Below are 19,743 nucleotides of genomic sequence, written 5' to 3'. Positions count from 1 at the left end.
GATCATGGTCTTCCGACGACGCCCAGGCGGCACGTTCACCGAGGCCGTACCGGCGCGCACCCGCCTGGACTACCTGGCCTTCCGCGAGTTGCACCACGGCGCGTACCTCCGCTTCGCACAGGCGCGCACCGGTGACGACCACGCCGCGACGTCCCTGGTCGACGCCGCGTTCACCGACCTGGCCGCCATATGGCCCGACGTCCTGCGGAGCGCCCGGCCCGCCGCGATCGCCTGGTCTGTCCTCGGCCGGCACATCGCCGCGCTCGGCGCACCCGCGGCACCCACAGCACCCGCCGCCCCGGACGTCCCGCCCGCCGCGCACCCCGGGCCCGACCGGTCCGACGCGTTGCTGCTGCACGGGCAACTCGGCCTGTCCGTCAAGGAGACGGCCGAGGTGATGGGCATCGACGAGCCCTCGCTGCGCCTGCTGCTCCGCCCCTGAGCGCCCGCGCTCCCTCCCGTGCCCCCCTCCGCTCCCCCTTCCCCGGCGGCGGCGGCGCGCGCCCTGCCGTACAGTGCCGTTCCGAGGGGGTGGCCGTACACGACAGCGGGTCCGTGCCGGGCCCGTCGCGGGGGATACGAGCCAAGGGGAGACACCCATCTCGCACATCGACGTCAACGCGCCGAGCGTCGCCAGGATGTCCGACTACCTGCTCGGCGGCATCGAGAACTACGCGTCGGACCGCGCCGCGTGCGCCCGGCTGCTCGACCTCGCGCCCAGCACGGCGGCCGTCGTCCGCGACAGCCGCGGCTTCCTGCACCGCGCCGTCCGCGTCCTGGCCGGGGACCACGGCGTCGAGCAGTTCCTCGACTTCGGCTTCGGGCTCCCCGCCAGGGAGAACGTCCACCAGATCGCCCGCCGTTCCCGCCCCGCGTCGCGCGTCGTCTACATCGACACCGACCCGCTGGCGCTCACCCACGGCCGGACCATCCTGGAGGACGACGAGGGCACCGCCGTCGTCGACCTCGACATGCGCGACACCGACGCGCTCCTCGGCCACCCCGAGGTGGAGCGGCTGATCCGCCCGGACCGGCCGACCGCCGCGCTGTTCGCCGCCGTCCTCCACTGCCTGCCGGACGACAGCGACCCCGGCGGCCTGGTCGCGCGCGTCGCGCGGCGGCTCGCGCCCGGCAGCTTCGTCGTCATCTCCCATCTGGTCAGCGACGACGAGGAGTTCCGCGCGCGGACGACCCGCCTCATGGCCGAGGTGACCGGCGGGAGCTGGGGCCGCGTCCGCTCGTCGGCCGAGGTCGGCGCGTACTTCGCGGGAACGGCGCCGCTCCCGCCGGGACTCGGCGACGTCCGCGGCTGGCGGCCGGACGGCGACACCGCGCCCGCCAGGCCAGGCGGCGAGTGGATCAGCTGGGGCGGCGTCGCCCGCGTCTGACCCAGGCACCCGCCACACCGGCTCAGGAGTCGGCGCGTGCGCGCTCCCGGTAGCCCGCGATCGCCTCGTCCAGCAGCTCCCGGCTCCGCCGCCGGTCGGCCGCCACCTGGTTGATCTTGTCGAGCACCACGCGGTACTGCTCGACCTCCGACGCCCGCGTCACGTAGTGGGCGCTGTCGATGTGCTCGACGTAGACCAGCTGGGACGGGCCGCCGTCCCCGAAGTGCAGCCGCGTGATCGGGTAACTCGGCACGCGGCACGCGCCCTTCTCGAACTCCACGACCCGCACGTGCACGTTCTCCAGGCGGGCGACCTCCCGGAGGTGTTCGAGCTGCGCGCACATCACCGCAGCGCCCCCGACCGGCCGCCGCAGGATGCCCTCGTCCAGCAGCGCGACGACCCGGGGGCGCTGCGGGCTGTGGATCAGCTGCTGCCGGGTCATGCGGAGCGTCACGCGGCGCTCTATGTCGTCGTCGTGCGCGTTCGGCAGCGCGGCCCTGATGACCGACCTGGCGTAGGCGGGCGTCTGGAGCAGGCCTGGCACGACGTGGTTCTCGTACGTGTAGATGCCGACCGCCGCGCCTTCGAGGCCTATCAGGCGGCGCAGGTACTCGGGTGTGACGTCGCTGAACTGCTTCCACCAGGGGCTCTCCTGCGCCTGCCGCAGCAGCGCGCGGATCTCCCTGGCCCGTTCGTCCGAGACGCGGAAGAAGCGGATGAGTTCCTCGATGTCCCGTTCCTTGGGCGGCGAGACGCCGCGCTCCAGGCGGCTGACCTTGGCGACCGAGCCGCGGATCGGCTCGGCCACGTCCTTCAGCGCCAGGCCCTGCTCCTTGCGTAAGAGCCGCAGGTACTCGCCCAGCACGCGCGCCGCGACCTCCGGCCTGCCCTGCTGCCTGGACACGGGGACCGCCGGGGCCATGGGTGTCCGGCGGCCGGACCCGGTGGCGGACATGGGACCCCTTCAGGGAACGCGGGACTGCGCGGGACGGGTGGGGGGAGGTGCCAGTATCCCCGACCGGGGTCCGCCGCGAGGGAAGTTCTCCGCACCCGCCGGAACGGAACGCCCGGGCGCGAACGCCGGAACGGACGGCACGGCCGCCGCCGTCAGGCGGTCAGGAAATCGAATTCACCCGACTTGGCACCGGTGACGAAGGCGGCGACTTCCTCCCGCGTGTAGACGAGGGCGGGGCCGTCGGGAAAACGGGAGTTGCGCACCGCGACCGCGCCGCCGGGAAGTGCCGTGAGTTCCACGCAGTTGCCCTCTCCGATGCTGGCGCTGCTCTTGACCCACTCGGCCCCGGTGATTCCGTCCGCGGGCGTGCCGTTCTCGAACGTCATGGCGATCCGTTCCTTTCGTGTGCGCGTCGAGGGCGTACGGGGATCGTGCCGGCGCTCGCGCGTTCCGGGGTCCCCAGGCCCGAATGCAAGAACATCTGCAATTTCACGGACCCGTCACCGGAGAACATGTCCCGTCCACGCCCCGCTAATGTCCCCCGTACGAGGGGCATTCGGGGCATGCGCCGAACGCCGTGCACCACCGCGCGCACTTCATGCGCCCCGCGCATGCTCTCCCGACGGGCGCCCCTCAGCGCGCCGCGTCCCGCCGCAGCCACAACCGCGCCAGCAGCCCGTGCCGCGGCGCCGCCGTCCAGACGACGAGGAACACCGCCGTCGCCACCAGCACGACCGTGCCCCCCGCCGGGAGGTCGGCGCTCCACGACAGGTAGATCCCGGTGAGCGCCGCGAACCCGCCGATGACCGGCGCGAGCAGCATCATCACGCCGAGCCGGTCCGTGAGCAGCCGCGCCGTCGCGGCGGGCGTGATCAGCAGGGCGAGCACCAGCACGTTCCCGATCGTCTGCACGGAGATCACGACCGCCACCGCGACCATGACGCACAGCGCCAGGTCGAGCCAGAACACCGGCAGCCCCACCCCCTGCGCCGACTCCCGGTCGAGCGCGACGGCGACGAACTCCTTGTGCAGCAGGAACGCCGCCCCCAGCAGCCCGACCGCCGCCAGCGCCACCACGTACAGGTCCCCGTCCGGTATCCCGGTGATCGACCCGAAGAGGAACGCCTGCAACGACCCCGAGTACCCCGGCGCCCGCGAGATGATCACGATCCCCAGCGCGAACGCCCCCACGAACAGCACCCCGATGACGCTGTCCTCCTTCAACCGCCCGCCCTGCGAGAACACCGCCACCGCCACCGCCGTCAGCACCCCCGCCACCGCGCCGCCCAGCACCAGGTTCCCCTGCACGACGAACGCCACCGCGAGCCCGGGGAACACGGCGTGCGACACCGCGTCCCCGATGAACGCCATCCCCCGCAGCACCACATGGCAGCCCACGACCCCGCACACCGCCGAGGACACGAGCGCGACGAACAGCGCCTTCGGCAGGAACGCCAGCGCCGGGTTGAACAGGTCCCCCACGAACTCCGCCGGTGACAGCATCACGCCACCCCCAGCCCGAGCCCCGCCAGCAGCGGACTGCCGGGCCCCACCCCGAACGCGGCCCGCCACGGCGCCGCGTCCCGCAGCAGCTCCTCCGGCGTGCCGTCCGCGACGACCGTCCGGTTCACCAGGCACAGCCGCGTGCAGGTGTGCAGGGCGCCCACCAGGTCGTGCGTCGTCATCAGCACCGCCCTGCCCTCCCCCGCCAGGTCGCTGAACAGCGTGGTCAGCTGCTCCTGCGTCGGCATGTCGAGCCCGGTGAACGGCTCGTCCAGCAGCAGGACCGACGGCTCGGCCGCCAGGGCGCGCGCCACCAGCACGCGCTGCCGCTGCCCGCCCGACAGCTCCCCCACCGGCCGCCGCCGCAGCGCCCCCATGCCGACGCGCGCGAGCGCCGCCTCCACCGCCCGGTGGTCCGCGAGCCCCGGCCGCCGCCCCCAGCCGACGCGCCGCACCCGCCCGTACAGCACCGCGTCCCGCACGCTCACCGGGAAGTCCCAGGCGAACTCGTGCCGTTGCGGCACATAGCCGACCAGGTGCCGTACGCGCGGCACGGGCGCGCCCGCCACCTCCACCCGCCCCGCGGCGGGCCGCACCAGGCCGAGGACGGACCGCAGCAGCGTCGTCTTGCCCGCGCCGTTCGGCCCGACGAGGCCGACGAACTCGCCCGCCGCGACGTCGAGGCCGACGTCGTGCAGCACGGTGCGCCCGCCGAGCCGTACGCGCAGGCCGCTCACCGACAGCGTGGTCACGAGGCGGCCTCCCGTTCGGCGAGCAGCCGGGCGCGCCGCCCGCGCAGCAGGGTGGTCACGGTGGCGGCCAGGAGCAGCAGGGCCGCGCCGCCCGCGCCGAGCAGGACGCCGGGCGAGAGGCCGCCGCCGTCCGTGCCCGTGCCCGTGTCTCCGGCGGTCTCCCGCGAGGGTGACGGGGAGGGTGACGGCGCGGGCGTCTCCTCGGGGGCGGCGGCGAACGCGTCGGCCGGGTCCGTCGCGTCGCCGACCGCGAAGCGCAGCGCGGCGCGGTCCGACACCCGTTCGCCGCCGACGAGTTCGGCCGACACCGACACGTCGAGCAGGTACACGCCCGGCTCGGTGAAGACCCAGTTGGCGTGCGTGTGCGTGTTCACATCGACCCAGATGTCCTGCGTGCCGGACTCGTCGCCGTCCCACAGGACGTCGGGCGCGCCCAGGTCGCCGTTCTGGAGGAAGACGGAGAAGTGGCCCGGGCCTTCGACGCCGTGGAGCGTCAGGGTGACACCCCGGGTGACGCGGTCCATCACCTCGGGGTCCTGCGTGTTCCAGCCGAGCCAGACGACGTCCGGCTGCTGGGTCTGCGGGATGACGTGCACGTCGCTGCCGGGTTCGGCGTCGAGGAAGGCGAAGTCGTCGCGGTCGGGCGCCTGTTGGACGGCGGCGTCGGCGACGCGCACCACGATGTCGTCCGGCGTGCGCCACACGGGCGGGTTCCGCGAGTCGTCGCGGCCGGTGACGCGCCATGTGCCGTCCACGAAGCGGGGGCCGATGTCCACGTGGCCGGTGTCGAGGACGGCCTGCCCCTCGGCGACCTCCTCGTCCGGCGCGAGGGTCTGGTCGAGGTCGTCGTCGGCGCGGGCGGCGTGGGCGGGCAGCAGCGCGCAGGCCACCGCGAGCAGCGCGGCCAACGGCAGCCGTACGGCGGGGCGTTCGGGCATGGCGGAGGTACCTCTCTCGGGATCGAGGATCGGGGAACGGGAGTCGGGGGTCAGCCGAGGCAGTCGCGGAGCGAGCGGGCGTTGGCGCGCATCATCTGGATGTAGCTGTCCACGTGTGCGTCGAACGCGTCGCCGTACAGCGGGCAGACGCGCACGCCCTGCTCCTCCGCGATGCGGACGAGCGTGCTGGAGCGCGCGGCGAGGTTCGGTTCGAGGAAGACGGCGGGCACGCGCAGCCGCGCGATCGTCTCGGAGAGCCTGCGCCGTTCGGCCAGGCTCGGTTCGGTGGCCGGGCCCGGGGTGACGAAGCCGGCGATCGTCAGCCCGTACGCCGCGCCCAGGTAGCCGAACGCGTCGTGTGTGGTGACGAGTTGGCGGTGCGACTCCGGGATCTCCCCGATCGTCGCGGTCATTTCGGCGTCCAGGTCGGCGAGTTCGCCGAGGTAGCGCTCGGCGTTGTCGCGGTACGCGCGGGCGTGCGCCGGATCGACGGCGGTCAGCGTGTCGCGGATGATCTTGACGTACGCCATCGCGTTGCGCGCGTCGTGCCACAGGTGCGGGTCGATCTCGCCGTGCACATGTCGGCCGAGCACGGCCTGCGGCAGCTGGTACACGTCGTCGCCCGCCCGGCCGAGGAACCGGAAGCGCGGGTCGCCCGGCACCTCCGTCAGCGCCCTGCCGGGCACATCCACCACCGTGCGGTCCAGCGCCAGCACCTCGGGCTCCCCGTGGACATGCCCGTCACGCGCCGGTTCGGGGTCGGCCCGCAGCACCAGCCGGCCGTCGCCCTCCGGCGCGTCCAGGTCCACGGTGACGTCCGCGTGCCCCTCGTCCAGCACCTCCGCGCCCGCCATGCCCGGCACCGAGTGCGGGTCCACGCCCACCGCGAACGTGACCGTCCCGCCGCCGAGCGGCACCGGCCGTTCGCGCGGCCCGACGGCCAACTCGGCCTCCAGGTCGAGCCGGTAGACCCCCGGCTCGGTGAACGCCCAGCTCATGTGCGTGTGCGCGTCCGGCGGCAGCGGCGCCGCGTCCCCGGCGTAGCCGTCGCCCGCGTCGAAGCCGTCGCCCGAGTCGAAGAACACGGACGGTTCGCCGAACGTCTCCGTCAGGTAACCCACGAGGTCGCCGGGACCGTCGAGGCCCACCGCCTTCAGCCGCACCTCGGACGTGCGGTCGGCGCCCAGCGCGGCGCCCGTACCGGCCACGCGCAGGCCGAGCCAGACGGTGTCGAGCGCCGCGTTCTCGACCAGCGGGATGATCTCCGCGCCGTAGGCCGCGCCGCGCTCGGCGAGCGCGACGTTGGGCACGCCGTCCGGCAGGTTGGCGTCGATGGCGCGGATGAGGTTCTGCTCCTCCAGCATCAGGTAGTTGGTGAACGCGGCGTCGGCGTAGACGATGTCGCGCACGTCACGCAGCGACGGCTCGTACGTGTGGGGGTCGCCGCCCTCGGGGACGAGCGCGTGCACGTCGGCGTGGCCGCCCGCGACGTTCCGCGCCAGGTCGGCGAGGATGCCGGTGGTCGTGACGACCTCGACGCGGCCGCCGTCGTCCCCGGCGCCCTCCGGCGCGCGGCAGCCGGTGAGCGCCAGGGCGAACGCCGCCCCGAGGGCGAGGGCGCCGCGTGTGCGCATGGGAGTCTCCTCGGTCAACGGGTTCCGTCAAGTGGTCCGGAGCGCACGCCCCGGCGCGGGTGGTCGGTCCGCGCCGGCGCGCACGCCGTCCGGGTTACGCGCGCCCGGCCCGCCGGCGCCGCGCGTACAGCACGCCGCCCGCGCCGGTGACGAGCAGCGCCACGGCGGCCGCGAGCGCGAGCGGCGGCAGGTCGCTGCCGGTCCCGGCGAGGGAGCCCCCGCCCCCGCCCGCGATCTGCTCGTCCGACAGGTCGCACGGCTCGCCGTCCGCCGTCCGGCCGACGGTGCTCGTCTGCTGTGCCACCGCGCCCGACGTCCTGACGTCGGCGCCGTCGGGCAACTCGCCCACCGCGAAGGTGTACTCGGCCGCGCGGCTGGTCAGCGAGCGCCCCGAAGCCGGGTCGGTCGCCACCGCACGGACGGTCAGCGTGTACTCCCCCTCCTCCGTGAACGTCCACTGCGCGTGCGTGTGCGCGGGCGTCTCCTCGCGCAGCGAGCCCGGCAGCTGGTAGCCGCCGCCCTCAAGCAGCGGCGCTGCGCCGCCGAAGGAGGTCGTCGAGTAGAGGTACACGTCGCCGGGACCGTTCACGCCGGTGATCTCGATCGTCACGTCCGTGTAGTCGCTGCCCGCCGTGCCGTTGGTGTCCCAGCCGGGCCACAGCAGGTCCGCGTCCTGGGTGAGCGGCAGCAGCCAGCCGGACGGGGCGCCGGGGTAGGACGCCGGGATGTCCTCGGTGTAGGCGTCCTGCTTGACGTGCAGGAGGACGTCCTCCGGTTCATGCGCGACATGCGAACCGGTCACGTCCTCGGTGAGCTGGAGGTCCAGCTCACCGGCGTCCACCCCGACGGCGAAGGCGTCCACATGGCCGTGGTCCAGCACCACGCGTTCCCCGGCGGGGGCCGAGGTCCCGGGCTCCCCCGACGGTTCCTCGACGGGATAGCAGGCGGGCGCGGGGTCCGGGTCCTGGCCGGAGGGGCCGGGCGGGGTGGGCGGCGCGCCCGGGTCGTCCGGCGTGCCGGGCGGGTCGGTGGGCGGGGTGGGCGTCTGCGGGTCTCCGCCGCCGGGCGGGGGCTCCTCGTCGGCGCGCACGCGTACGGTCACCGCCGCCGACTCCGCGATCCGTTCACCGGCCGTGTCGTACAGCCCGACCACGACCCGGCGCCCGTCCAGCGCCTCGGTGGCCTCGAACGCGTACGCCGTGCCCTCCGCGCCCGCCTCCCACTCGCCGCCCGGGTCGCGGACGGACCAGCGGAGGTCCCCCTCCCCGCCCGGCGGGTCCTGCGCGGCGGTCAACTCGACGGTCTGGCCCGGCCGGTAGCTCTCCACGAGCCCGCCAATCGTGAGCCGTACGGACGGCTGCCCGCCGTCGTCGTCCTCCACGTGGACCGTCACCGGCTGGGACTCGGCGGCCACCTCGCCGTCGCCGTCGAGCAGTACGGCCCTGACCTGCTCCCCGTCCGTACGCGCGGTCCCCCGGTACGCGGCGCCGTCCTCGTCGCCGCTCTCCGTCCACGGGTCGGACGCGGACGCGCGGGTGTACCAGCGGTAGTCGTCCAGGTCCGTCGCGCCGTCCGGCACGGCGGTCAGTTCGACGGGGTCGCCCGGCCGGTAGCTGTCGGCGAGGCCGGTCACCGACAGGCCCACCGGCTCGGCGGGCGCGTCCCCGACCTCGAAGTGGTAGGTCTCCTCGCCGCTCGTGAGAACGGCGCCCGTCGCCGGGTCGGTCGCGCGGGCGCGTACGGTCAGCCGGTAGTCACCCGCCTCGGGGAACACCCACTGCGCGTGGGTGTGCGTGGGCCGCGACTCCCGTATCCGGCCGGGCAGTTCGTATCCGCCGCCGACGAGGAGGGACTGGGGCTCGCCGAAGACGGACAGCGTGTGGAGGCTGACCGTGCCCGGACCCTCGACGTCGGTGATGTCGAGGGTCACGTCCGTGTACCCGCTCGCCGCCGTGGCGTTGGTGTCCCAGCCCGGCCATATGAGGGCGGGGTCCTGCGTGAGCGGCAGGACGTACGCGGCCGGTGCCCCCGGATAGCCCGCGGGTATCTCGCCCCAGGCCTGTTCCTTGACCTTGAGCACGACGTCCTCCGGATCGTGGCGCACGCCCCGGCCGGTCACATCCTCGGTCAGGTCGAGCAGCAACTCGTCCCCGGAGACGGACACATGGAACGCGTCGATGTGCCCGTGGTCGAGGACGAGCGGCTCGGCCGCGCGGGCGGCGCCCACACCGCCGGCCGCCAGCAGGGCGGTCAGCGTGCCCGCGACGGCTGCGCGCCATCGCGAGCGCTTTCCGTGGTTCATGACGGTGGATCTCCCCTCAGCCGCACAGGCTCGCGCCCCGCAGGCTATATGAAACGACAATCATTATCGACACCTTGGCCGACTCCGGCGCACGCCGACCCACGAGGTGACGTCCGACAGTTGAATATGATTGTCGTTTTATCTAAGGTGAGCCACGCGTTTCCAGCGCACCACCCGCTCTCCCGTCGAACCGGAGGTCTCCATGTCCACCCGTCTGACCCGCGCCGTCCTGTGCTCCGGCGCCGCAACTGCCGCGCTCACGCTGGCAGTCGGCACCGCGTCCGCCGCCCCCGTCGTCCTCTCCGAGGGCCACGTCGATGTGATCGATGTCTCCTACGAGGACGGCGAACTGGCCCTCGGCCTGCACGACGAGACGACCGGCACCGGCGTCGAACGCGACCCCGCCGACGTCACCCTGCGGGTCAAGCCCGAAGCGGAGCTGGCGGTCCCGTCCAACCCGGCGTACGCCTTCCTCGGCTCGCCCGGCGACCCCGTCTGGGTCCTCCCGCAGACCAACAACCCCGACCTGCTGTTCGCCGGCTGGGCCGCGCACGAGGTGCCGTCCGGCGCGTTCGAGGACGACGAGGTCACCGTCGCCCTGACCGCCGTCAGCGGCCCGGGGGACGTCAGCGCGTACGACGTCGTGTCCGGCCTGCCGGTCGTCAACTACGACAGCGGCGACGGCCTGCCCGACGCCTTCACCACCACGGCGGGCGACCACCACCACACCAACTGGGCGTTCGAGGCGGAGGGCGACTACACCCTCACCTTCCAGGCGAGCGCCGAACTCCCCGGCGGCACCGTCGTGACGTCGGAGCCGACCGCGTACCACTTCACCGTCGGCTGAGCGGACTCCCTGGCCGGGCACGGCGCTTCCCCCGCGCCCGGCCAGGGTCGCCCGCCCGTGTCAGTGGCCCGTGCCACACTCGACGGGGACGGAGGAACGGGAACCGGGGGCGGCCATGGGGTCGGTGGAACTGCTCATCGTGCTCGACCGCGACGGCGGCACACCGCTCCAGCAGCAGGTGTGCGACCAGGTCGTCGCCCTCGTCCGCGCCGGACAGCTGCGGCCGGGCGACACCATGCCGCCCTCCCGCGACCTCGCCCACCAGCTCGACGTGTCCCGTACGGTCGTCACCCGCGCGTACGAACTCCTCGCCGCCCGGGGCGTCCTGACCGCCAGGCGCGGCTCGGGCACCACCGTCGCCGGTACGCCCGCCGCCCCCGTCCCCCCGCCCCGCCGCGCCCCCGCCGCCCTCGCCCCCCAGCCGCCCGTCCCCACCGACGGCGCCAACTCCCTCTGGCAGCCCTGGGAACCGCCCCCCGTCCGCGAGCCAGGCGTGGGCATCGACTTCCGCCACGGCACCCCCGCCCTGGCCGACTTCCCCGTCGCCCGCTGGCGCCAGTCCCTGCACGCCGCCTACGCCCGCGCCGACGCCGCCGCCCTCGGCTACGGACCGGCCGAGGGCTCCCCCGCCCTCCGCGCCGAGATCGCCGCGCTGCTGCGCCACAGCCGCGCCCTCGACGCGTCCCCCGACCGCGTCATGGTCACCGGCGGCGCCACCCAGGCGCTCGACATCCTCACCCGGATACTCGTCCGGCAGGGCGACGTCGTCGTCATCGAGGACCCCAGCCACACCGTGCTGCGCCAGGTGTTCGGCTGCTCGGAGGGCGCGGTGGTGCCCGTGCCGGTGGACGAGGAAGGGCTGCGCGTCGCCGACATCGACGCCCACGTGCGGGCGCGCGGCCTCGACCCGGCGCGCGTACGGCTGGTGTACGTCACGCCGTCGCACCAGTTCCCGACCGGCTCGATCATGTCCGAGGCACGCCGCCGCCACCTGCTCTCCTGGGCGTACGAGCGCGGCGCGACCGTCCTGGAGGACGACTACCACAACGAGTTCACGTTCACCGCCGAGCGGCTCCCCGCCCTGGCCGCCGAGCGGCACCGCGACACGGTGGTGTACGTCGGCAGCTTCAGCAAGACGCTCTTCCCCGCGCTGCGCATCGGCTACGCGGTGACGCCGCCGCGCCTCGTCCAGCCGTTCCTGGGCATCAAGTGGATCACCGACCGGCTGACGCCGACCGTCGCGCAGGAGGCGCTCGCCGACTTCATCCGCACCGGCGCGTACGCCCGGCACATCAGCCGGATGACGCGCCTGTACCGGCAGCGCAGGAGCCGCCTCCTCGGCGCGCTGTACGAGCACTTCGGCGCCGGGGTCCGCGTCTCCGGGGAGGCGGCGGGCCTGCACGTCCTCGTCACCCTCACCGGGCTCGACCCCCGCCTGGAGGACACCGTGGTCCGCCTGGCGGCCGGGCGCGGGGTGCGGATCTACCCCGCGTCCGGCTACTTCGTCCAGGAACCGCCGGACCATCCGGCGTACCTCATGGGCTACGCCACGCTGCCCGCCCCCCGCATCACCGAGGGCGTCGCGCTGCTCGCCGACGCGGTGCGCGAGGCTACGGGACGGGGGCGGCGGCCTCCGGCGCCGTGAACGCGGGCCTGCGGAACCGGTCGCGGTGCGCGTACGGCACGGTGCAGTCGAAGTGCGCCTTCGCCGTACGCCCGTCCGCCGAGACCGTGTCCGAGTACGCCGTGGACTGCGTCGGGTCGAGCGGGAAGCCAAGACGGTCGGGCAGGACGGCGATGTCCCGGTCCGCCTGGAGCCGGGTGACCACCGCCCACCACAGGTCGGCGTCCGACTCGACGTCCACGTCCTCGTCCACCGACACGACCAGCTTCACCATCCTGAACTGCTCCAGGACGGCCTCGCCCGCCGCGCGCACCACCGCGTCCTCCCCGGCCGACCGCTTCGCGCGCCACTGCACCACCAGCATCAACTGGCCGCCGCCCGCCGTGTGGCAGTGCACCCCGGCCACCGGCGCGCCACGCCCGCGCAGCACGTCGAGGACCGCCGCCTCCATCCCGAAGCCGAGCAGCACCGACTGCTCGTGCCCGGGACCCGAGACGGTCTGGAACATCGCGCCCTCGCGAGCCGTCACGCCCGTGACCCGCACGGTCGGCAGCCCCGGGTGGGCACGGCCCTGGTAGCCGAGGAACTCGGGCGTCGCCGCCGGGCCCTCCGGATTCTCCGGCACGGGCCCCGGCAGCAGCTCGCCCTCCAGGACGTACTCGGCGTGCGCGATGTACTCCGCGTCCACCGTGCGGCAAATGGACAGTTCGACGGGCGCGCCGCCCAGCGCCCCCGCGACGGCCAGCTCGTCCGTCTTCTCCGGCACGAGCGACGTCGGGCAGCACGACGACAGCAGTATCGCCGGGGCCAGCCCGATGTGGACCGCGACGGGCAGCGGGCGGCCGAGACGCTGCGCCGCCAGGTGCGCCGCCTCCAGGTCGCGGCCCGGCACCATCCAGATGGACAGCAGGTCGGGGCCCTGCACGCACATCCGGTGCACGGACAGGTTCCGCACGCCCGTCTCCGGGTTGGTCGCCAGGACCGCGCCGAGGGTGAGGTACGGGCCGGCGTCCTCGTCGGTCAGCACCGGCACCGGCAGCGCGGTCAGGTCCGGCGGCAGCGCGACCCGTTCCGGCACCCGCTCCTCCCGTATCCGCACGGGCGGTACGGGCGCGGCGACCGCGTCCAGCAGCCGGGCGGGCAGCTCGGCCGGGGTCGTGCCGAGCAGGGCGGCGGCGCGGCGGCGCGTCCCGTACAGGCCGATCAGGACGGCGCGCGCCTCCGCGTCCGGCGCGCCGGGCGCGACCCGTTCAAAGAGGACGGCTGGCCCGGGGCCGGTCGGCGGCGGGGCCGGGGTCCCGGCCCACTTCGCGTACCGGTGGGAGACGCCGAAGCGCGCCGGGACCTCCTCCCGCACCCGCACCAGCTCGCCGGGCAGCGGGTCGAGCCCGGCGAGCGCGGTGCGCAGGTCGGCGAGGCGGGGCGGCGTCACGTCGCCCCGTCCCCGGCCCCGGTCGTGCTCCCGGCGGCGGCGCGCCGTTCGTGGAGCCGTTCCATCTGCATCGCGGTCAGCTCCGCGATGAGGGCGCGGTAGGCGGCCTCGGCGATCCCCGGCGGCATGCCGTGCTCCTCGGCCAGCGCCCGTACGCGCGCGACGACCTGCTCGACGCGGCCGGGCGAGCGGACGGTCCGCTCGTCGCGCTTGTGCTCGGTCAGCTCGCGGACGACGGCGGTGCGTTCGGCGAGGAGGGCGACGATGCGGCGGTCGAGCGCGTCGATGGTGACGCGCAGCTCGGCGACGCGCTCGGCGACCGGCTCGACGGTGGACTCGGTGACAGGGTCGGCGGCGCTCACGGGGCGGGCACCTCGTCGATCACGTAGACGACGGTCGGCTCGGCGTCGGAGCCCTGGGAGCGGTGCCGCTCGTCGCCCGGGATGATGAAGCCCATGCCGGGGCGGCAGGGCACCGAGCGGTTGTCGAAGTGGATGGTGAACGTGCCCTGGAGCACGTACCCCTGGTGGCCGCGCTCGCACCACTCCTCCTCGTTGAACCCGGCGGGCAGCTCCATCAGGCGGATGCGCAGGCCGCCGGTGTAGGCGAGCTTCACGCGGCCGTCGGCGCCGGGCTTGTGCCACTTCTCCCAGGGGATGGAGTCGAAGTCGATGCCGACGAGTGCCGGGACCGCCGCTTCGGCGGCCTCTGCGGAACCGGAGGTGGGCGTGGTGGTCATGGGTGGTGTCTCCTCACTGGACGGTGGGGCTGGTGAACGGTACGGGGTGGCACGGCGGGCGCGCGGTCGCGTACGGCCGCGCGCGTACGCCGGGCCGGGGAGGTGAGCGGATGTGGGGGGACTGTCCGGGAAGGTGCCTGCTCAGGACGCCGAACGGTGGCGCTGGACGCGCTCGTTGCGGTCGTCCAGGGGCAGCACCTCCCCTTCGCCCGAAGCGGCGCTGCGCAGCAGCAGCGTCATGTCGACCATGCGGTGGATCATGCGTTCCAGCGCGTCCAGGCCCTCGGTGTCGTGGAGTCCCGGCGTGCCCGTCGCGTTGCGCAGCAGGGCGGGGAAGCCGCTGCCCACCAGGATCATCCTGTTGAGCAGCAGGTTGTCCACGAGCTGGTGGTGCACCGAGCCGTCGCTGTAGCGGCGCCCGGTGACGATGATGCCGCCGACCTTGTTGGCCAGCGGCCGGTCGAAGCGCAGGAAGCCGACGCCCGCCCGTTCGACGAAGATCTGCATCAGATGCGCCAGGCCGAAGCCGTGCACCGGCACCGCGTACACGATGCCGTCGGCCTGCTTCATCTGCTCGACGATGGCCGGCATGTCGTCCCTGACCTCGCAGGGCAGCGTCCGGCTGTTGCAGTCGCCGCACGGGCTGCACGGCGAGATCCGGTGGTCACGCAGGTGGATCTGCCGGAAGACGCCGCCGCGCTCCCGGACGAGGGTGCCCGCGTGGTCGAGGGCGAGATCGGTGTTCCCTCCGGGGCGTTCCGACCCGGAGATGCCGAGGATGACGGGCTGTGCTCCTTGTACGACGTGCATGAAGGTCCCCCAAGAGTCACGGGCCGGGCGGGCCGGTCCTGTGCATCCTTCGCTCCCCGCCGGGTCAGTCCGTGAGCTTCCCGGCGAAGTAGTCGATGTACGCCTGCATGTCGAAGTGGCCGTGTCCGGAGAGCGAGAAGAGGATCGTCCGCTCCTCGCCCGCCTCGCGGGCGGCGAGCGCCTCGTCGATGGCGGCGCGCACGGCGTGCGTGGACTCGGGCGCCGGGACGATGCCCTCGTTGCGCGCGAACGTGACCCCGGCCTCGAAGCACGCCGTCTGCGGCACCGCGCGGGCCTCCAGGTAGTCGAGGTCCTTGAGCGCGCTGATGATCGGCGCCATGCCGTGGTAGCGCAGGCCGCCCGCGTGGATGCTCGGCGGCACGAAGTCGTGGCCGAGGGTGTGCATCTTGGTCAGCGGCGTCATGCCCGCCGTGTCGCCGAAGTCGTAGTCGAAGCGCCCCTCGGTGAGGCTCGGGCAGGAGGCGGGCTCGACGGCGACGGCGCGCACCGCCCTGCCGCCGCGCAGCTGCTCGCCGAGGAACGGGAGGGCGAGGCCGCCGAAGTTGGAGCCGCCGCCCGCCGCGCCGATCACGACGTCCGGGTAGTCCTCGGCCAGCTCCATCTGGAGCAGCGCCTCCTGGCCGATGATCGTCTGGTGCATCAGCACGTGGTTGAGGACCGAGCCGAGCGCGTACTTGGCGGCGCCGTTGCTGGCGAGCGCCGCCTCCACCGCCTCGGAGATGGCCAGGCCCAGGCTGCCGGGCGAGTCGGGGTCGGCGGCGAGCGCGGCGCGGCCCGCCTCGGTCGTCTCGCTCGGGCTCGCCGTGACGCTCGCGCCGAACGTCTCCATCAGCCCGCGCCGGTACGGCTTCTGCTGGTAGCTGACCTTCACCATGTAGACCTCGCAGACGAGGCCGAAGTACTGGCAGGCGAGGGAGAGCGAGCTGCCCCACTGCCCGGCGCCGGTCTCGGTGGTGAGCCGCTCCACACCGGCCTGCTTGTTGTAGTACGCCTGGGGGATCGCCGTGTTGGGCTTGTGGCTGCCCGCCGGGCTGACGCCCTCGTTCTTGAAGTAGATGCGGGCGGGCGTGTCGAGCGCCTGCTCGAGGCGGCGGGCGCGGACGAGCGGGCTGGGCCGCCACTGCCGGTACACGTCGAGGACGGCGCCGGGGATGTCCACGGTGCGCGCCGTGGTGAACTCCTGCTCGATCAGCGTGTCGGGGAAGAGCGGCGCCAGGTCGGCGGCCGTGACCGGCTCGCGGGTGCCGGGGTGGAGCATCGGGTCCAGCGGCTTGGGCAGGTCCGCCACCACGTTGTACCAGGTGGTGGGCATTCGGTCCTCGGACAGCAGGAACTTCGTCTGCGGCATGGCAACTTCCTGTCGATCGGGTGGAACCGGTGCTGTGCGGCGGGCGGTCCGACCGGGGACGGTCAGCCGCCCGGCCCCCGCGCGTCCGCCGTCCTGGCCTGGCCGGTGGGTGGCGCGGGGGTGTCTGCGGGGTGCGGTGCGGCGGCGGCGAGCGGGGCGGGGCGCGTCCGCAGCAGCGCGTAGGCCGCCATGCCGGCGAGCGGCGCGGCGAGCAGGATGAGGAAGACGGGTTCGCGGCCCTCGGCGGTCCACACGACGCCGAGGCCGACCGGGACGACGAGCCTGGCCACGCCGAGCACGAAGCCGTTGAGCGCCATGAAGCTTCCGACGCGCCGCTGGTCCACGTGGTCGGCGATGTAGGTGGGGACGACGACGGAGACGATGATCTCGCCGAGCGTCCACACCGCCGTGGCGGCGAGGATCGCCGTCAGCGAGAAGCCGAAGGCGATCACGGCCAGGCCGAGGCTCCACAGCAGGCCGGCGACCAGCAGCAGCGGCTTCGTGCCGTAGCCCCTGATGTGCTTCTCCATGACCAGGCCGAGGCTGACGACCACGACGCTGTTGATCGTGTAGACGGCGCCGACGAAGCCCGCCGACTCGTGCAGTTCGGTCGTGATGGCCAGCGGCAGCGCGTACTCCAGGCCGATCAGCGGCACGACGTAGAAGAACGAGACGAGGACCAGCAGCAGCACGTGCCCGTGGCCCAGCGGCCCGGCGCGCCGCCGCTCGCGCGCGCCGTCCGCGCGCGCCGGCCGGTCCCGCGGCACCCACACGGCGATCAGCGCGGCGCAGACGAGGCCCGCCAGGATGTTCCCGGCGAACATGACGCCGTACGAGTACGCCGCCGCGACGCCGCCGAGCAGCGGTCCGACGCCCATCCCGAGGTTGTTCCCGACGTAGCTGAGCGTGTAGGCGAACGGGCGCTGCTCCGGCGTCGTCAGGTCGGCGACCAGCGTGTTCGACGCCGGGCTGAACGCGCCCATGCCGACCAGCGCGACGAACAGCAGCGCGCCGTACGTCCACGGCGGGCCGTCGAGCACGGCGAGGCCGAGGTAGCCGCCCGCGTTCAGCAGCAGCGCGGCCAGCAGCGCCGTCCGCCTGCCGCGCAGGTCGCACAGCGGGCCGCTGAGCAGGCTGCCGACGAGCAGCCCGGTGCTGCCGACCGAGATCAGCAGGCCCGCCTCGCCCGCGCTGAGCCCCTCGCCGCGCACCAGGTACACGGCGAGCAGCGGGAAGACGAACATGCCCGCGCGGTTGACGAAGGAGGCGACGAACAGCACGCGCAGCGCGAGCGGCAGCTCGCCGAACCGTGTCCAGAACCGGGTCCAGGCCATGTCACACCCGCTCGGTGCGGACGTGGAACGCGTCGCGGACGGTCTTGAAGCGCGCGCGGACGTCCTCGAAGTCCTCGCCCTCGCACACGTACCAGCCGAGCACGTCGTTGGAGCGCGTCGGCGGGGCGAGCACGTCGCCGACGCCCTTCCACACGTCGGCGGCCAGCACGCCCTCCAGCGCGGTCAGTTCGCCCGCGCCGGTGATGCCGGTGATGCGGCCGACGGCGGGCGAGCCGAGGTACTCGGTACCGATCTCCGGGCCGAGGCGGGCGGCGGGCCGGTGGCCGGGGTCGAGTTCGAGGCGGCACCACTCGCCCGCCAGGTTGATGCCGCGCCCCGCCTCGATGGCCGGGACGATCGAGCCGCCGCCCGCGCGGGCGCCCGCCTCGCCGAACACGACCGCGCCGTCGTCCTGGAGGAAGAACTCGGCGTGCACCACCCCGGTCCGCAGCCCGAAGCCGCGCAGCACCACCGCGTTCAGCTCCAGGATGCGGCGCTCGCCCGGCGTCAGGCCGTACTTGCGGGAGATCGTCCCGCCCGGCTCGTCGCGGTACTCCAGGACGGAGTACGTGTAGCGCGACAGCTGCTCGAAGACCGGCTCGCCGCCCTGGAAGAGCGAGTCCACGTGGTACTCCGCGCCGCGCACGAACTCCTCGACGCGGTACTCGTGCCGGTCGTCCCCCATCAGCGCCCACACGCGGTCGAGATCCGCGCGGTCGTCCACCCGGTACGTGTCGCCGCAGGCCCAGCCCGCGTACGGCTTGACGACGATGGGGTAGCCCACCGCGTCCGCGAACTCGGCGACCGCGCCCACCGTGTCGGGGCGGCGGGAGCGGGCGACGCGGACGCCCAGTTCCTCGGCCCTGCGGTGCATCACGTTCTTGTCGCGGAAGTTGAGCGCCTGGTCGGGGACGAGACCGGGGATGCCGTGGTCGCGGCGGCTGTGCGCGGCGGGCAGCACGTCGCCCTCGAACAGCGGGAAGATCCGCTCGACGGCGTGCTCGGTGACGATCCGGTCCACCGCGGCCCGGACGGCGGCCGTGCTGTCGAGGTCGGCGTGGTAGCACGGCAGCCCCTCGGCCTCCGGCGCCTCCTCGCCCTCGGGCAGCAGCACGACGGTGCGGACGCCGAGCCCGGCGGCGGCCCCGGCCACGGCGCGGAACTGGGCGGTGTAGCGTCCCGCGGCGGGCCGGTGGACGACCAGGATGGAACGGTCCATGGGGCAACTCCTCGGTGGGGTCGTGGGGGACGGGCGCGGCTCAGCCGAACAGGACGGCGGACGGCGCCGACCGGTCGAGGACGAGCGGCGGCTCCGCCTTCACGCCGAGCCCGTCCAGCGCGTCCGCGAGCGCGCCCAGCGCCCGTTCGACGTCCGCGCGGCCCTGCGCGTGCGCCGACTCGGCGGTGAGCAGCAGCCGGTGGCGCCCCACATCGGTCCGCACCACGTCGCCCTGCCGCCAGTTCCAGCGCCGCGAGTGGGCGCGGCCGGAGGAGTCGGCGTAGACGATCTCGCCGGGGTCGGGGCGCTCCGGCCGGTCCGGCGCGCCGAGCGGCAGGAACGTCTCGGTGCCGTCGGCGGGCCTGACGGACAGCTCGCCGGCGATGTCCCCGACATCGCAGGAGGCCACCGGCAGGCGGTGGTCGAGCGACGTGGCGTTGCACAGGTCCACCAGCGCGTTGATCCGCGGCAGCCGCTCGCCCTTGGCCACCCGGCGCAGGACGGACTCGGCCGCGCAGGGGAAGCGGTTGGGGTTGACCCCGGTGATGCGGTAGGCGTCGCGCCAGGCGGCGATGGTGGGCAGCGCCGAGACGTCCGCCTTGCCGAGGCGTTCGGCGTGCAGGCGGTCCTCGGCGGCCGTGAGCAGGGCGTCGGTGGCCGGTGCCTCCCGCGCGACGTCGGCGGTGGGCACGGCGATCAGCCCGAGCACGTAGCCGGGGACGCGCGCCGTCAGCCGTGCGTCGACGGTGACGGCGAGGCTGCGGTCGCCGGGGCGGGTGCTGTCCATGAGCGCGGTGGTCCTTCGGTGAGTCGGTGCGGGTGACGGGTGGGGCGTTGTGGTCGGCGTGGGGCGTTGCGGCGTTGTGACTGACAGTAAGCAGTCGGCGGCATGCCGGA

At 74.1% G+C, this 19,743-nt stretch carries 19 protein-coding genes; 4 read left to right on the top strand and 15 right to left on the bottom strand.

Going from position 1 to position 19,743, the window contains the following annotated elements; all coding sequences use genetic code 11:
* The first annotated feature begins 4 nt into the window (after positions 1–4).
* Positions 5–442 carry a hypothetical protein gene (locus ACIBPC_RS10380; protein ID WP_398842687.1) on the top strand — a complete coding sequence of 146 codons (438 nt, stop codon included), beginning with the start codon at positions 5–7 and terminating at the stop codon, positions 440–442.
* A 157-nt stretch (positions 443–599) separates the two neighbouring features.
* Complete coding sequence (locus tag ACIBPC_RS10375) at positions 600–1,388, top strand: SAM-dependent methyltransferase (RefSeq protein ID WP_362961203.1); 789 nt, start codon at positions 600–602, stop codon at positions 1,386–1,388.
* A gap of 22 nt (positions 1,389–1,410) precedes the next feature.
* Here ACIBPC_RS10375 and ACIBPC_RS10370 read toward each other — a convergent pair whose 3' ends face one another.
* From ACIBPC_RS10370 to ACIBPC_RS10340, 7 genes are all read right to left on the bottom strand, one after another.
* Positions 1,411–2,343, bottom strand: coding sequence for a helix-turn-helix domain-containing protein (locus tag ACIBPC_RS10370; RefSeq protein ID WP_398842684.1), 933 nt, complete (start codon positions 2,341–2,343; stop codon positions 1,411–1,413).
* 152 nt (positions 2,344–2,495) lie between these two features.
* The gene (locus ACIBPC_RS10365; protein WP_362961075.1) at positions 2,496–2,729 is read right to left on the bottom strand and encodes a DUF397 domain-containing protein; all 234 of its coding nucleotides are present in this window, start codon (positions 2,727–2,729) and stop codon (positions 2,496–2,498) included.
* Positions 2,730–2,976: 247 nt separating this feature from the next.
* Complete coding sequence (locus ACIBPC_RS10360; RefSeq protein WP_398842681.1) at positions 2,977–3,846, bottom strand: anchored repeat-type ABC transporter permease subunit; 870 nt, start codon at positions 3,844–3,846, stop codon at positions 2,977–2,979.
* On the bottom strand, positions 3,846–4,598 hold the full coding sequence (locus ACIBPC_RS10355) for an anchored repeat-type ABC transporter ATP-binding subunit (RefSeq protein ID WP_398842678.1): 753 nt from the start codon (positions 4,596–4,598) through the stop codon (positions 3,846–3,848). The genes ACIBPC_RS10360 and ACIBPC_RS10355 overlap by 1 nt, the downstream gene beginning before the upstream one ends.
* The gene (locus ACIBPC_RS10350; RefSeq protein ID WP_398842677.1) at positions 4,595–5,536 is read right to left on the bottom strand and encodes a choice-of-anchor M domain-containing protein; all 942 of its coding nucleotides are present in this window, start codon (positions 5,534–5,536) and stop codon (positions 4,595–4,597) included. The genes ACIBPC_RS10355 and ACIBPC_RS10350 overlap by 4 nt, the downstream gene beginning before the upstream one ends.
* A 50-nt stretch (positions 5,537–5,586) precedes the next feature.
* Positions 5,587–7,170, bottom strand: coding sequence for an anchored repeat ABC transporter, substrate-binding protein (locus tag ACIBPC_RS10345; protein ID WP_398842674.1), 1,584 nt, complete (start codon positions 7,168–7,170; stop codon positions 5,587–5,589).
* Positions 7,171–7,264: 94 nt separating this feature from the next.
* Positions 7,265–9,472 carry a choice-of-anchor M domain-containing protein gene (locus ACIBPC_RS10340; protein ID WP_398842672.1) on the bottom strand — a complete coding sequence of 736 codons (2,208 nt, stop codon included), beginning with the start codon at positions 9,470–9,472 and terminating at the stop codon, positions 7,265–7,267.
* A gap of 202 nt (positions 9,473–9,674) precedes the next feature.
* Here ACIBPC_RS10340 and ACIBPC_RS10335 point away from each other — a divergent pair, with 202 nt between their 5' ends.
* The gene (locus tag ACIBPC_RS10335) at positions 9,675–10,319 is read left to right on the top strand and encodes a choice-of-anchor M domain-containing protein (RefSeq protein ID WP_398842669.1); all 645 of its coding nucleotides are present in this window, start codon (positions 9,675–9,677) and stop codon (positions 10,317–10,319) included.
* 115 nt (positions 10,320–10,434) lie between these two features.
* Positions 10,435–11,964: a PLP-dependent aminotransferase family protein gene (locus ACIBPC_RS10330; RefSeq protein ID WP_398842666.1), complete on the top strand. Its 1,530-nt coding sequence runs from the start codon at positions 10,435–10,437 to the stop codon at positions 11,962–11,964.
* Here the strand turns inward: ACIBPC_RS10330 and ACIBPC_RS10325 are convergent.
* From ACIBPC_RS10325 to ACIBPC_RS10290, 8 genes are all read right to left on the bottom strand, one after another.
* Positions 11,930–13,375, bottom strand: coding sequence for a UbiD family decarboxylase domain-containing protein (locus tag ACIBPC_RS10325; RefSeq protein WP_398842664.1), 1,446 nt, complete (start codon positions 13,373–13,375; stop codon positions 11,930–11,932). The genes ACIBPC_RS10330 and ACIBPC_RS10325 overlap by 35 nt on opposite strands.
* Entirely contained in the window at positions 13,372–13,737 is a 366-nt protein-coding gene (locus ACIBPC_RS10320) for a chorismate mutase (protein ID WP_398842661.1), read from the bottom strand. The genes ACIBPC_RS10325 and ACIBPC_RS10320 overlap by 4 nt, the downstream gene beginning before the upstream one ends.
* On the bottom strand, positions 13,734–14,114 hold the full coding sequence (locus ACIBPC_RS10315; RefSeq protein WP_398842657.1) for a cupin domain-containing protein: 381 nt from the start codon (positions 14,112–14,114) through the stop codon (positions 13,734–13,736). The genes ACIBPC_RS10320 and ACIBPC_RS10315 overlap by 4 nt, the downstream gene beginning before the upstream one ends.
* A 141-nt stretch (positions 14,115–14,255) precedes the next feature.
* Positions 14,256–14,924: a flavodoxin family protein gene (locus tag ACIBPC_RS10310; protein ID WP_362961105.1), complete on the bottom strand. Its 669-nt coding sequence runs from the start codon at positions 14,922–14,924 to the stop codon at positions 14,256–14,258.
* 64 nt (positions 14,925–14,988) lie between these two features.
* Positions 14,989–16,293: a TrpB-like pyridoxal phosphate-dependent enzyme gene (locus tag ACIBPC_RS10305; protein ID WP_362961108.1), complete on the bottom strand. Its 1,305-nt coding sequence runs from the start codon at positions 16,291–16,293 to the stop codon at positions 14,989–14,991.
* 62 nt (positions 16,294–16,355) lie between these two features.
* Positions 16,356–17,627 (bottom strand): MFS transporter, encoded by a 1,272-nt coding sequence (locus ACIBPC_RS10300; RefSeq protein WP_398842654.1) that lies wholly within the window; start codon positions 17,625–17,627, stop codon positions 16,356–16,358.
* 1 nt (position 17,628) lies between these two features.
* The gene (locus ACIBPC_RS10295; RefSeq protein ID WP_398842651.1) at positions 17,629–18,846 is read right to left on the bottom strand and encodes an ATP-grasp domain-containing protein; all 1,218 of its coding nucleotides are present in this window, start codon (positions 18,844–18,846) and stop codon (positions 17,629–17,631) included.
* A gap of 40 nt (positions 18,847–18,886) precedes the next feature.
* Positions 18,887–19,633 carry a phenylalanine--tRNA ligase beta subunit-related protein gene (locus ACIBPC_RS10290; protein WP_362961115.1) on the bottom strand — a complete coding sequence of 249 codons (747 nt, stop codon included), beginning with the start codon at positions 19,631–19,633 and terminating at the stop codon, positions 18,887–18,889.
* Positions 19,634–19,743 lie beyond the last annotated feature (110 nt).

Source organism: Streptomyces sp. NPDC049879 (assembly GCF_044461265.1).
Lineage (GTDB): Bacteria > Actinomycetota > Actinomycetes > Streptomycetales > Streptomycetaceae > Streptomyces.
This window is presented reverse-complemented; position numbering and strand designations above follow the sequence as displayed.